This is a genomic window from Niameybacter massiliensis (genome assembly GCF_001282685.1).
Classification (GTDB): domain Bacteria; phylum Bacillota; class Clostridia; order Lachnospirales; family Cellulosilyticaceae; genus Holtiella; species Holtiella tumoricola.
Genome location: NZ_LN875035.1, coordinates 1,951,242 through 1,965,000, shown reverse-complemented (window position 1 = coordinate 1,965,000; position 13,759 = coordinate 1,951,242). Strand labels below are relative to the sequence as shown.

Sequence of the window (13,759 nt, the reverse complement as noted above, 5' to 3'; positions counted from 1 at the left end):
GTAGCCAAGCAGTCTTTGGAGCTTTTTGTGAAGAACAAGGATTAGAAAAGGATATCGCCATGAAAATTGCCTCAGGATTTGGTGGTGGTATGAGATGTGGAGAAGTTTGTGGAGCTGTAACAGGTGCTCTCATGGTCCTAGGATTAGAAAATGGACAAGCTATAGGGAGTGATCAAGAAACTAAAAAGAAAATGAATACTATCGCAGCAGAATTTCAAAAACATTTTAAAGAAAAACATGGAACAAATATTTGTAAAGAACTATTGGGATATGAAATTCATACTAAGGAAGGTATGATACAAGTACAACAGAAAGGATTGTCACGTTCTCTATGCGACCGCTTGATTGAAGATGCAGTAGAAATTTTAGAAGTAATGTTAGAATGTTATTAGTTAATAAAATATCTCAAAATTATAGAAGTCTATAAGGTTATTAGCATGCAATAAAAGAAAATAAATGGGTTATTTTAATAAATACGTTGACATAAGTAAGTGAGTAGATTATAATAATAAAGGTCAGTAAGGCCCATTGGTCAAGCGGTTAAGACACCGCCCTTTCACGGCGGTAACAGGGGTTCGATTCCCCTATGGGTCATATATGGGTCACTAGCTCAGTTGGTAGAGCACTTGACTTTTAATCAAGTGGTCCGGAGTTCGAGCCTCCGGTGGCTCATAAGTTTAAAGGTGGTTGTATTATTACAACCACCTTTTTTGTATGTTTAAAAGTTTTTATAAAATTAGAATGCAAAGATTTCTTAATATTTTAACTAAAGTGTTGATTTAGCTAATAATTTTTTGATATAATAAAATATATAAAGTAAATTTAAGTAAAAGGGAAGAAATCTATGAAGAAAAATATAACAATGAGTGATATCGCAGAGCGATTAAATATAAGTACAGTAACAGTATCTAAAGCATTATCTAATAAAGACGGAGTGAGTGAGAGTCTACGTGAAGAAATTAAAAAGGTTGCAGACGAAATGGGCTATCGTTGTAATATTGCTGCTAAAGGTATGAAAGAAGGCTGTACCTATAATATTGGAGTGATTACAGCAGAGCGTTATATGATGTCTGGGAACTCTTTTTATTGGATGATGTATCAAAAGATTATTCAAAACTTAAGCTTATATAATTATTATGCAATCTTAGAGATTATCTCTAAGGAAACAGAATTAGAAAATAAGCTACCTAATATGGTGCAAGATAGAAGGATTGATGCACTTATTGTACTTGGTCAAGTTAGAGAAAATTATATTGATCTTATTTCAGAGCAAAACATTCCTATTATCTTTTTAGATTTCTATGATAGACATTTTGATATGGATGCAGTAATTGGAGATAATATGTATGGCGCCTATATTATTACTAATTACTTAGTAAGTAAAGGGCATAAGGAAATAGGATATATAGGGAATATTTATGCAACAAGTAGTATTTTAGATCGTTATTTAGGTTATTCTAAAACATTGATTGAGCATAGAATTCCTATTAGACAAGAATGGACTATTAGTGACAGGGATAGTGATGGTGTATTTTGTGAATTTGATTTGCCAGATAAATTACCAACAGCTTTTGTATGTAACTGTGACGAAGTGGCGTATCATTTTATACAGTATCTTAATAAGAAAGGTATCCGTGTACCAGAGGATGTTTCAGTTGTAGGATTTGATGATTATCTTTATGCAACAATTTCTAGTCCACAGATAACAACTATTCAAGTAGATGTTGAGAATATGGCAAAAGAAGCAGTAGAAGGAATTTTTAAGAAAATCGAAGATTCTAACTATAAATTAGGTAGAAAAGTAATTACAGGTAAGATTATATTAAGAGAATCTGTACGTTCATTATGTTAATAAAAAGGAGTAGATTATTCATATGGAATAATCTACTCCTTTTTATTATATATATGTCAGATAATATAAAATATATATGATATAGTTAACGTTAACTTAAGTATCTGTGACCTTTAATTACGTGCATCGCCAAGGAAGATTACACCAATAGCTCCTGGACCAACATGTGTTCCAATAACTGTCCCGATTGGATTGATGATAATATCTTTAACAGTTGTTTGCTCTAAAAGCATTTTTTTAATAAGTTGAGCATTTTCTTCTGCATCAGCATGACAAATATAAATAGTTTGGGTAGATAAATCAATACCCTTTTCTAGAACTTGATTAACGAGATACTTCATTGCATTTTTATTTCCTTTTAGTTTAGTACCAGGAAGTACATGGCCTTCGTTATCTAATTTAATACTTGGTTTAATGCCGAGTAGGCCACCAATAGCAGCAGTTGTGCCAGAAATACGACCACCACGCTTTAGGAAGTTAAGGTCATCTACTGTAATGGTATGGATCACCTTTGTACAATTTGTCTCTATCCAGTTTACGATTTCATCTTTTGAGCAACCTGCTGCGATCATCTCATTTGCTTTTGCTACAAGCAACCCTTCTCCAAGAGAAGCGCTTTTGGAGTCAATGACAGAGATATCTGCATCAGGGTATTTTTCTAAAAGGTTAAGGCGTGCTACTGTTGCACTATTCACAGTTCCGCTTAAAACAGATGCTAAACCAATGTAGATAATGGCATAACCATCTTTAATAGCTTCTTCAAATAGTTCTTCAAAAGTATGGATGTTAACTTGAGAAGTACTTGTCATTTCGCCTTGACGGAGTAGTTCATAAAATTGTTTGTGTGGTAGTGTTTGGCCAAAGTCATCTTTAATGAATTCCCCCTTTATATTTACTTCTAAGCTTGCATAACCAATGTGATTGTTTTGAATATATGATAATGGTAAATCAGAAGCGGAGTCTGTAAAAAGTTTGATTTTCATAATATAAATCCTCCCGGATGATTTTGTTTATTTGTATAAAAGGAGTATATATCAAAATGGTTTGAAAGTCAAATGATTTGATATTAAAACTATTTGAGTGTAAAAATTATCTATGATAAATATCATAGATAATAGATGCCATTTGTTCTGGAGATTGAGTTGTATCATTTAATGACCAAGAGACAAAAACATTAAAGATAGAACCTGCAAACGCTAAGAGTGTATAATATCTTGTTATGTCGTCAGATTCTTTATACCACTTATGAATAATGTAATCACTTAAACTGGTTAAAAAGATATTTCCATGACCGTTTTTGAACAGTGCCTGTATAAGTGTTTTATACTTTTCAAAATATAAGAAACAGTGATTGAGATTGTGAAGGTCATAGAAGTTACCTTTTTCAGGTAAGTTATTAAATTCTTCATGATAATTGTAGAGCAGATCATCAAGAAAGGAAGAAAAAATATCTTCTTTATTAATATAGTTACGGTAATAGGTCATTCTAGATACGCCAGCTTTTTTTGTAATTTCAGAGACTGTTATCGCTGAAAGGGGCTTGACTTCTAATAATTGTAAGAGGGCGATGACCATACATTCTTTAGCAAGTAGATTGGCTTGATTTTTATTTTTTTTCTCCATGAACAAAACTCCTTTATATGTAACAGTTATGATTAAGAATATTGATTTAAAAAATCTAGAGTGATACAATATGTCACACATATTATATTTTAAAAGTGTGCTGATGTGCAATCTTTAAATATAATTAATCCTATAAAAGGAGGTGAAAAACGTGACAAAAAGAGAAAAAATAGCTCAAATAATTCGTGGAATTACTGTACCACCTATACTTGTAACAGCACTTATAATCATATTAGCTTTTAATAGAAAAGATATTTTTCAAAGTTCTATTGAAGTCGTTCTTTCTGTTCTATTTTTAGGCTTTATTCCTATACTTGCCTATCCACTTCAACCTTTATTACCTCATTTTAAAAATAAAGGAAGAGAGGGGCAAAGAAACTTAGCATTTATATTAAATATTATTGGTTATGTAATGATAGTGATTATAGGCTATTTTATGAATGTAAGCATGAATTTGCAGATGATTTATCTTACATATTTTTTCTCAGTTATTGTACTCACATTATTTAACAAAGTGATTCAGGTGCGTGCAAGTGGACATGCATGCGCTGTTGCAGGACCATTTTTGCTATTAATTTATTTTCAAGGACTAAAAGTAGTTATCCCATGTATAATTATTGCCGTTGCAGTAGCATGGTCGTCATTAGAACTAAAAAGGCATACAAGGCAAGAACTTATTATAGGCACAATGAGTTGTTGTATTGCTTTTACATGTGCATTGGGTATTTCGCTGTTATGAGTGACAAGAAATGGGCATAATTAAAGATAGTTGCAAAGAGAGGAGATTTACACTATATGAAAACGGCTATTATAGCAGATAGTAATAGTGGAATATCAGCGGCAGAAGCAAAAACGTTAGGCGTTTATATTCTTCCGATGCCAGTTATTATTGATCATAAAACTTATTTTGAAGGACAAGATTTAACACAGGAATTCTTTTATGAAAGCCTACTTTCAGGAAAAGAAATTTCTACATCTCAGCCAGCACCGGGAGATGTTATGGCGTTATGGGAGGAAGTATTGGCAAAAGGCTATGACGAAATCGTTTATATTCCAATGTCTAGTGGACTAAGTAACTCTTGTCAAACGGCATTAGCATTAGCAATAGAGTATGAGGAACGTGTACAAGTTGTAGATAACCATAGAATATCAGAACCGCAAAGGCAGTCTGTATTAGATGCCTTAGAACTTGCTAAAAAAGGTCTAAGTGCTAAAGAAATTAAACAAAATTTAGAAGAAAATGCATATGAGTCAAGTATCTATATTGCAGTTGATACAATGGAATTCTTAAAAAAAGGAGGACGTGTTACTGCAGCCGCAGCTACGATAGGTACAATTCTAAATATTAAGCCTGTACTAACCATACAAGGAGATAAGCTAGATGCTTATGCAAAAGTAAGAGGAATGAAAAAAAGTAAGCATAAAATGATCGAAGCTATAAAAGAAGATATACGTACACGATTTGCCGATGCAGAACCTTCTGAGCTAGCAATTGGTATTGCAGGAAGTGCACTGGACAATGCAATCATTAAGGAATGGGAAGAGGAGATATTTAAAGCTTTTCCTGGTATGGCAAGTGGTTATGTACCTTTAACAGTAAGCATTGGTTGCCATATTGGTCCTAATGCACTAGGCATCTCAGTTTCAAGAAAATAGAAAGATAAAGGAGATAAGGATGAGAGAGAATTTTCAATTTAGGGATAGCGATGGTGTAGCATTAAATGTATATAAATGGAGCCCAGTAGATGAAGCCATAGGCATAGTACAAATCTCACATGGCATGACTGAAACTGTTTTAAGATATGATGAATTTGCTCATTTCTTAAATGAAAGAGGATTTATTGTTTATGGACATGACCATAGGGGACATGGTTTAACTGCAAAGACAAATGAACATTTAGGTTATATTGCAGATAATGAAGGATTTGAATGGCTCGTTGAAGATTTATTTCAACTTATGAAACATATAAAAAATGAAAATAAAAATTTACCTATTTTCTTATTTGGGCATAGTATGGGTTCATTTGTTAGTCAAAGATTTATGGAATTACACGGTAAGGAAGTTGATGGTCTCATCTTATCAGGAAGTAATGGTGAGCCGCCTAAGCTTACATCACTAGGTATCTTTTTGAGCGGATTAGAAGTTAAGCTTTTTGGTAGAAAACATACAAGTAAGATGATGGATAAATTGTCTTTTGGAGACTTTAATAAAAATTTCAAGCCAAATAGAACACCATTTGATTGGTTATGTAGTGTAGAGCAGGAGGTCGATAAGTATATAGCTGATGATAGATGTGGATTTGTTTGTTCAGCCTCCTTTTATTATGACCTATTAAGAGGATTAAAGACTATCCATGTTAAAGAAAATTTTGATGCTATTCCAAAGGATGTGCCTATTTATATTATAGCAGGAGATAAAGATCCCGTTGGAAATGCCGGTAAAGGCATTATCAACTTATATGATAAGCTGAAGCAAACAGGTATAAAAGATGTTCAATATAAACTTTATCCTAATAAACGACATGAAATTCTTAATGAAGATAACAAACAAGAAGTCATGAATGATGTTGCAACATGGCTAATGAATAAACTATAATTAAATTTATCAAGCTAACATAGAATCACCGTTCGCTTTAATAAGGACGTAGCTTTATGTTAGCTTTTTTGTTCTAAAAATAAATAATTAATTGGTATAGAACTATAAATAGAAGGTAACACTCTAGTAAAAATTAAGGAGTGTATCTAATGGAAGCTGAAAAGTATTATAAATATGAAATTCGTTTTAATAGGAATACTTGTACGACAGAAGAACTTGAAGCAGATGGTTATACGATATTGGGATTTGAAGATGAATGGATCATTTGTACAGTTTTATAAAGGGTAATAAGTATTAAAACATACTAAATGGTATTAAAAACCAGTTTCTTAAATAAGTATAAGGACAGTTGAACTTGTACATAATACTATTGTAAAACCAAACAGAATGTAGGAGGGAACAAAGATGTCAAATCAGAGTAACCAAAGCATTCAAAGTTCTGAGGCTTACGAAGGAAATTTATCTGGAGATGAGCCAATTAACACGTAAGTCGCATAGGGCTTATATGCTGTATGCGACGATAAAAAGGTTTTATATTTATAAAGACCTACTTAATAAGCATAATATTATGCTTTTAAGTAGGTCTTTTCCTTTATACATAAATGTTGAAAAGGGAAGTTTTATTCAATAATGGGTATATTTGTAATTTAAATGGGAAAAAGTAAAGATGTTAAAGAATAATGAACGGCATATAGGAGGTGTCAGGTTGAATCTTTTAGAAAAAGTAAGAGAAGCTGGCGTAGTAGGAGCTGGTGGAGCAGGTTTCCCAACTCATGTTAAACTAAATGCACAGGCAGAGTACATCCTTCTAAATGGTGCAGAATGTGAACCCTTGTTACGCGTAGATCAACAATTAATGGCTATTTATCCAGATGAGATTATTAAGGGCTTTGAAGCTGCTGGTAGACTAGTTGGTGCACAAAAGGCTATTATGGGTGTGAAAGGTAAACATAAAGAAGTTATTAAAATCTTGAGAGAACGTATAAATGCTTTACAGTTACAAGATTTTGTAACTGTGCACGAGTTAGAAGATGTTTACCCTGCAGGGGATGAACAAGTTTTAGTTTATGAAATAACAAGAAGAGTCGTACCAGAGGCAGGTATTCCTCTTAATGTAGGATGTGTTGTAGTCAATTCAGAAACTGCACTCAATATTTATAAAGCTTCTCAAGGACAAGCAGTTACTGAAACATATATTACTATAGCAGGAGATGTTCCACAGGCATTAACTTGTAAAGTACCAGTAGGAACACCCATTATTGATGTTTTAAAAACAAGCGGAATTGAAAATTTTGATGGATATACCATTATTGATGGTGGTCCTATGATGGGTCCTTTATTAGAAAATATAAATGGAGTCGTTACTAAAAAAGATAAAGGTTATATTATTTTAGATAAAGATCATGCTTTAGTAGTAAAAAAAGGTGCAACTTTTAATCAAGCTGAAAGAGGAAATAAAGCATCTTGTGAACAATGTAGAATGTGCACAGATTTGTGTCCACGTTATTTGTTAGGGCATAACTTGCAACCTCATAAAGTAATTCGAGGATTGAATTATGCTATACCTGAGCTTGCAAAAGGTGGCAATCCTCAGTTATGTTGTCAATGTAATTTGTGTCAATTATTTTCTTGTCCAGCAGGTATCTATCCAAAGACAGCTAATATGATTGCAAGGAAAACACTTGAAGAAGAAGGATATAGATATAAACCTACAGAAACAGAATTTAATGCACGTAATAGTCGTGAATATCGCTTAGTACCGAGCAAACGTCTTGTAGCTAGATTAGGTTTAAGTAGCTATGATAAACCGGCTCCAATGACTGATATTCTTTTTAAACCTGATATCGTACGTATTGCAACAAGACAGCATGTAGGGGCACCAGCAATTCCTATTGTTCAAGTTGGAGATAAGGTAAAAGAAGGTCAACTTATTGGGAACATTCCAGAAAATAGTTTGGGTGCAACAATACATTCAAGTATAAATGGAACAGTAACAGAAGTTAGCGATACATTTATTGTGATAAGGAGGGACTAAAATGCCAAATGCTATAGGAGTTGTTGAATTTATAAGTGTTTCACGTGGTATATATGTAACGGATCAGATGCTTAAGACCTCAGAGGTAGAAGTGGTAAGTGCGACATCCATCTGCCCTGGAAAATACATGTCTATCATCCATGGTGATGTAGCAGCAGTTGAAGACGCTGTGCGAGTGGGTATCAAATTAGCAGGAGAATTTGGAGTAGATTCGACTTTTATTCCTAATGTGGATCCAAACGTATTTCCAGCTATTACAGGCGCTACTATGCCAGATCATATAAGTGCTCTTGGTATTATGGAGACTTTTTCTGTATCCACAATGATTATTGTAGCAGATGCAGTTTTAAAATCAGCAGATTTACAACCAATAGATCTTCGTCTTGGAAATGCGCTAGGTGGAAAAGCGTATTTTACTTTTACTGGAGATGTAGGAGCTGTTAAAGCAGGGATGGAAGCAGGAATTGAAATTGCAAAAGAAAAAGGCTTTTTAGTCAATGCAGAATTTATTGCTTCACCTGATAAGGGACTAGTAGCAACGCTATTATAATGTAAATAAAGGAAGATTAAAGAAGACCTACTGATAAACTCTATCGATGAGTATTGAAGTAGGTCTTTTTATTATAGGAAGATTAAAATATGAATGCAGTATGTAGTTATTATAGAAAAATGATGGAATAATCAATGATTTGATAAGATGCAAGTAATTATTTAGTAAATGGTATAAGATAATGTTATAATAAGATAAAAATATTAAGGGGGATAGTCAATGTATCAAGCAAATGAGACAAGATATGAAAAGATGAAATATAGAAGATGTGGTAATAGTGGACTTAGGCTTCCTATGATTTCTTTAGGATTATGGCATAACTTTGGAGATGTGGATCGCTATGAAAATAGTAAAGCTATGATTCGTAAAGCTTTTGACTTAGGTATTACACACTTTGACTTAGCCAATAACTATGGTCCACCAGCAGGTTCAGCAGAAACAAACTTTGGAAGGATCTTAAAAGAAGATTTTACTACCTATAGAAAAGAAATGATTATTTCAACCAAAGCAGGTTATTATATGTGGCCAGGACCATATGGTGATTGGGGTTCTAAAAAGTATCTTATTTCAAGCCTTGATGAAAGCCTTATGCGTATGGGACTAGACTATGTAGATATTTTCTACCATCATAGACCGGATCCTAATACACCATTAGAAGAAACGATGAATGCTCTGGATCAAATTGTCAGACAAGGCAAGGCACTTTATGTGGGCATCTCTAATTACAAGCCAGAAGAAGCAAGAAAGGCAATACATATCTTAAAAGCATTAGGCACACCTTGTGTTATCCATCAGCCAAGTTATTCTATGATGAATAGATGGGTAGAAGATGGATTATTAGATGTCTTAAATGAAGAAAAAGTGGGTGGTATTGCCTTTTCACCATTAGCTGGAGGCAGATTAACAGATCGTTATTTAAGTGGTATCCCATCAGATTCTCGTGCAGCAAGAGTGGATAGTCCATTTTTAGGTACATCGGATATTACACAAACACTACTCGAAAAGCTGCATGCATTGAATGAGATTGCACAAGCACGAGGGCAAAAGTTATCGCAGATGGCATTAGCTTGGGTACTTCGACAAGAAACAATTACCTCTGTTTTGATAGGAGCAAGTCGTGTGTCGCAAATTGAGGAATGTGTAGGGGCATTAGATCATTTAAACTTTACAGATGAAGAACTTAAGCGTATTGATAGCATTATAGAATAATAAAATAGATAAAAAGGTTATAGGTGTATAAATTAACTGAATTTATAGATATATAGCTACACATTTGATATAATTAAGATATAGACTCATAGAGGGGAGTGATGAAATGAGAGAGCGTCAAGAAATAATAGAGAATGTTAAATACTGGCTGATTATGAATTTGATTATTTGTCTCGTCTATGGGTGGTTTTTTATCGTAAATTCAGTACCCTTAAAACCTGATCAGCACATTAACTTAGCATTAAAGATATTTATAGAGACAGGTCCATTTTTAGTAGCTAGTGGAATAGCTATTGCTTATACAAAATGGGTGAAAGATGCTCATAGCAAGTTACCTTCTATACCTTTTTTAATTGTTGCGCAAAGTATTATTTGGTTTTTACTTATTATTTGTTAACTATAGAAGATATAGTTTTTAAATGAACCTAATAGTTATAAAAGAACATATACAAAATGAATAAAGAGGTGAAGGGTATGAAAAAGTTATTGAGCTATGGAGACGCCTTTATTAAGCAATCTAATTGGAAAGATCTCGCACTGATTAAATTTTGTCTGTGTGCAATAGGTATATTATGGGGGCTAGCACTTCCAAAGAAGGCGCATAAGCCTGCAGCGATGAGTGCAATGTTTGTTTTTATAGCAACATATATTCCATTAATGCTTAAATTTTTTAGCATTGTTAAACAAGAACAATTGGATAATCAATCTACTAGTGACGTGATTGAAAATATTTAATAAGAAGGCTTGGAATATTTATATTCTAAGCCTTCTTTAACAGTTATAATAAAAGTCACCAAAGGGTTTATAAGCTATCTTTGCTAGTCTTAAAATGGCTAGGGTAACAATGACTTAAAAATAATAAAGAAGTTGCCGATATAAATTTATATAGACTGAAAGGAAGAATACATATGCAGCAAAAGAAAAGAAAACCTATTCCTACAACTGTATGGTTTAATATAGGAATGTTGGTAATTGCAATGGGATTATTTGTTTATGAGCAATATATATCTGCCGTACTTATTATTATGTTGGTGAGCATCGTTGGCGTTATAGATTTACTTATGCTACCTTGTGCAACTGTTCTTTTAAGAGACAAGGTTAAGAAAAAAGAACTTAGAGTATATAAAAATTTTGCTAAGTTTTATTTAAGTAATCGAAGACTTGCTTATTCTAAAGGAAACTTTGAAAAGGCGATAGATAATAATTGGATTGATATTGCCACTATGTTTATCTTGTTAGGCATACAAAAAAACTATGAAAAAAGTGAAAGAGATACTTTGCTTTTGAAAGTTTTTAAGAAAGATTATGGTAAGATTTTTGAAGTACTTACTAAGGGGGGTTTTAAGGGTGACTTTAGAATAGAAGAGACTGGTGAACCTTTTATTTTTGAAACCTTAAAGCAAGATAATCCTTTATATTTAGAACTCTTGTTAAAAGGTAAAGTAGAACCGGATCAATTAAATTTAGAAAATGAAACCCCTATTTACATAACTATAAAAGAAAGTTTAAATGAGCATTTACAAGTGCTCTTGAAATATTCAACAGATTTAAATCAATTAAATAAGGAAGGTTTAACCCCGCTGTTTTATGCAGTAAAAGAAGGTAATATAGAAGCCTGTGAACTTATATATGACAAAATTCAAACTGAAAAACAACCTCATGAAATAAAGTTTGAAGCATTGAAGGATCCCCTTTTAATGAATCAACCACATGCTAAGGGAGATACAGAATTAATGATTAAGCTCATTGCCTCAAAGGATAGAGCAACCTTAGAAATTTTAGAACAATACTTTAAAAATAAGAAAGATTATAGACTAGATATTCAAACAGGAGTAGAACTATATGTACGTTTAAGCCGCATTGAAGCCACTATGGAGCAGCATGAGGCAGTTACTCATGAAGTGCAAGAAATGAGTAGTGAAGAAGAATGTAAAAAAGATTTATATCACTATATTTTAAAGCGTTATAAGTTTAGTCCTGTAGGAAAATTTAATATCGATAGAATATATAAAACCCCTAAATGTATCGATAGTTTTAAAGAACCTTGTAAACAGTGCAATGGAAGTGGGGAAATGACTTGTTCACATTGTGATGGACAAGGAGAAGAACCTTGTGAGACATGTCATGGAACAGGTGAAACAGTATGTACAAAATGCCAAGGAACTTTAAAGATGTCTTGTAAAGCGTTGAATAAGTACATAGAATGTAAAACATGTCAAAAAGGAAATTATACTTGCGTACATTGTGATGATAAAGGTATAGCAGAGTGTCCCGAATGTAATGGGCGTGGTGTAGCAAGGTGTACTTGTCCAAAAGACAAGAAAATTAAATGTCCACATTGTGATAAAGGTTATATCTTTATTAAAGATGGTATGTATAAAAAATGCCCACATTGTGATGGTGGAGAAATGTGTGGACTTTGTCAAAATACAGGCTGGGTAAATGAGAAGTTTAAAGATAAGGGGTATGCTTGTAAAGTATGTAAGGGCACGAAGAGGATTACTTGTCATAAATGTAAAGGAACTAAAAAAATTAAATGTAAAAAGTATTATGAAATGGATTGTGATTGTGAAACAGGGAAGCAAGTTTGCGAAACCTGTGAAGGAAGCACTAAAGTACCATGTAAACAGTGCTTAGGGAGTAAAAAGGAAAAATGTACTGAATGTACAGAAGGTTATATTTATACCAATATAAGTATTGATTTTAAAGCAAAGCAAGTATTACAAGATGAAATGATTGTAGGACAAAATAGTAAGAAAGTAATCCTTAAAGATTTATTACCTCATATGGTAGATAAAGTGTGTAGTGCAGATGAGATGATTAATAAAGTCTATACTTTAATACGTGTAGACTTAAAAACGTCAGATGTACTTATTCGTAATGCTTCTATGCAAGAGCAAGTACACCAGATGATTAAGAATAAATCTGAGGAAGGTATGTTAGATATTTTAGAACTTGTTCCACTTGAATACACACGTATTACTTTTGAAGAGCGCTCAGGTAATCGAATGGAGAGTATTTTAGTTGGAGAAAACTTCTTTAAGAGCTATAATGGATAGGGTATGACTTGAGAATTATTGAATATAAGTGTAAAATTACATATACTAACCAATCATACGACTTAAGGAGTTATCTCATATGAAAAGATGGCAAAAAATAGTGGGTACCTTATTCATTGCAAGTGTGTTAAGTGTAGGTGGTATTAGTTATTGGCAACGTGAAAATATCCATACACTTTTGACAGGTCTTCAATATTCATCTGAAGTTTTGCAAGAACAAATGATTGCAAGCCAAGACGCAGTCAATCAAATTCTTACACAGTATCATTTAGATACAATGAGAACGTTAACAATAGAAGAGATGGAGCAATTAGAAACAGGTGAACTTTCCATTGAAGAAGCAACCAATCGCCTTGTTGCATCACTAGGAAATAAGGGAAATGGACAAGAAACAGAGCTAGAAAATAAAAATCTAGACCAAGTCATAAATGAAGAGGCAAAAGAACAAGTAAGCCCAGAGGCTCAGCTTGTGGCAAGTTATACAGCAAAGATGTATGCACTACGTGGTAAGTATATGGGACAGTTAAAAGGAATAGAGTCACAAGGATGGGCACTTTTAAATCAATATAAAAGTGGAAGTCAATCTATTTCTAAATTAACTTCTCAAGGTATGAGTCTTATGGGACAAGCAACTAAACTAGAATCACAATGTGATCGTGAGGTAGAGGATGTATTAGCAAGTTTATTGCAAGAACTCAAGGCAATAAAAGGTGATACGCAAGTAGTTCAAACGATGCGCCAAGCTTATTATACAGAAAAGAGTGCACAAAAGGCTTATTATGTTTCACTCATTCCAAGTAGAAACTCATAATATACTTTAAAAAGAGTTGAAATG

General features: G+C 33.1%; 15 protein-coding genes and 2 tRNA genes (1 of these 17 running past the window's edge). 15 read left to right on the top strand and 2 right to left on the bottom strand.

Annotated features, from left to right (window positions below; all coding sequences use genetic code 11):
• From BN2390_RS14790 to BN2390_RS14775, 4 genes are all read left to right on the top strand, one after another.
• Positions 1–392: the 3' portion of a C-GCAxxG-C-C family protein gene (locus BN2390_RS14790; protein ID WP_053985094.1), read on the top strand. It extends 49 nt beyond the left edge of the window; 392 of the gene's 441 nt are visible here — the last part of the coding sequence; the start codon falls outside the window, past its left edge; its stop codon occupies positions 390–392.
• Positions 393–522: 130 nt separating this feature from the next.
• Positions 523–594: transfer RNA gene (locus BN2390_RS14785), tRNA-Glu, on the top strand.
• A 5-nt stretch (positions 595–599) separates the two neighbouring features.
• Positions 600–672: transfer RNA gene (locus tag BN2390_RS14780), tRNA-Lys, on the top strand.
• 172 nt (positions 673–844) lie between these two features.
• Positions 845–1,852, top strand: coding sequence for a substrate-binding domain-containing protein (locus BN2390_RS14775; protein ID WP_053985093.1), 1,008 nt, complete (start codon positions 845–847; stop codon positions 1,850–1,852).
• Between the two features lie 113 nt (positions 1,853–1,965).
• Here the strand turns inward: BN2390_RS14775 and BN2390_RS14770 are convergent, their stop codons facing one another.
• Together BN2390_RS14770 and BN2390_RS14765 are read right to left on the bottom strand one after the other, a co-directional pair.
• A complete protein-coding gene (locus BN2390_RS14770; RefSeq protein ID WP_053985092.1) occupies positions 1,966–2,835 on the bottom strand; it encodes a DegV family protein in 870 nt (289 codons plus the stop codon).
• A gap of 106 nt (positions 2,836–2,941) precedes the next feature.
• The gene (locus BN2390_RS14765; RefSeq protein ID WP_053985091.1) at positions 2,942–3,475 is read right to left on the bottom strand and encodes a TetR/AcrR family transcriptional regulator; all 534 of its coding nucleotides are present in this window, start codon (positions 3,473–3,475) and stop codon (positions 2,942–2,944) included.
• 151 nt (positions 3,476–3,626) lie between these two features.
• Between BN2390_RS14765 and BN2390_RS14760 the strand changes: the two genes are divergently transcribed.
• From BN2390_RS14760 to BN2390_RS14715, 11 genes are all read left to right on the top strand, one after another.
• A complete protein-coding gene (locus BN2390_RS14760; protein ID WP_053985090.1) occupies positions 3,627–4,214 on the top strand; it encodes a hypothetical protein in 588 nt (195 codons plus the stop codon).
• A gap of 56 nt (positions 4,215–4,270) precedes the next feature.
• Positions 4,271–5,131 carry a DegV family protein gene (locus BN2390_RS14755; protein ID WP_053985089.1) on the top strand — a complete coding sequence of 287 codons (861 nt, stop codon included), beginning with the start codon at positions 4,271–4,273 and terminating at the stop codon, positions 5,129–5,131.
• 19 nt (positions 5,132–5,150) lie between these two features.
• Positions 5,151–6,071 (top strand): alpha/beta hydrolase, encoded by a 921-nt coding sequence (locus tag BN2390_RS14750; protein WP_053985088.1) that lies wholly within the window; start codon positions 5,151–5,153, stop codon positions 6,069–6,071.
• Positions 6,072–6,220: 149 nt separating this feature from the next.
• A complete protein-coding gene (locus tag BN2390_RS22290; protein WP_278308272.1) occupies positions 6,221–6,352 on the top strand; it encodes a hypothetical protein in 132 nt (43 codons plus the stop codon).
• A 425-nt stretch (positions 6,353–6,777) separates the two neighbouring features.
• Positions 6,778–8,106, top strand: coding sequence for a 4Fe-4S dicluster domain-containing protein (locus tag BN2390_RS14745; RefSeq protein WP_053985087.1), 1,329 nt, complete (start codon positions 6,778–6,780; stop codon positions 8,104–8,106).
• Position 8,107: 1 nt separating this feature from the next.
• Entirely contained in the window at positions 8,108–8,656 is a 549-nt protein-coding gene (locus BN2390_RS14740) for a BMC domain-containing protein (protein ID WP_053985086.1), read from the top strand.
• Between the two features lie 219 nt (positions 8,657–8,875).
• Complete coding sequence (mgrA, locus tag BN2390_RS14735) at positions 8,876–9,865, top strand: L-glyceraldehyde 3-phosphate reductase (protein WP_053985085.1); 990 nt, start codon at positions 8,876–8,878, stop codon at positions 9,863–9,865.
• Positions 9,866–9,971: 106 nt separating this feature from the next.
• Entirely contained in the window at positions 9,972–10,262 is a 291-nt protein-coding gene (locus tag BN2390_RS14730; RefSeq protein ID WP_053985084.1) for a hypothetical protein, read from the top strand.
• Between the two features lie 77 nt (positions 10,263–10,339).
• The gene (locus tag BN2390_RS14725; RefSeq protein WP_198524919.1) at positions 10,340–10,600 is read left to right on the top strand and encodes a hypothetical protein; all 261 of its coding nucleotides are present in this window, start codon (positions 10,340–10,342) and stop codon (positions 10,598–10,600) included.
• A gap of 173 nt (positions 10,601–10,773) precedes the next feature.
• Complete coding sequence (locus tag BN2390_RS14720) at positions 10,774–12,924, top strand: ankyrin repeat domain-containing protein (RefSeq protein ID WP_053985083.1); 2,151 nt, start codon at positions 10,774–10,776, stop codon at positions 12,922–12,924.
• A gap of 79 nt (positions 12,925–13,003) precedes the next feature.
• On the top strand, positions 13,004–13,735 hold the full coding sequence (locus BN2390_RS14715) for a hypothetical protein (RefSeq protein WP_053985082.1): 732 nt from the start codon (positions 13,004–13,006) through the stop codon (positions 13,733–13,735).
• The last annotated feature ends 24 nt before the right edge of the window (positions 13,736–13,759 follow it).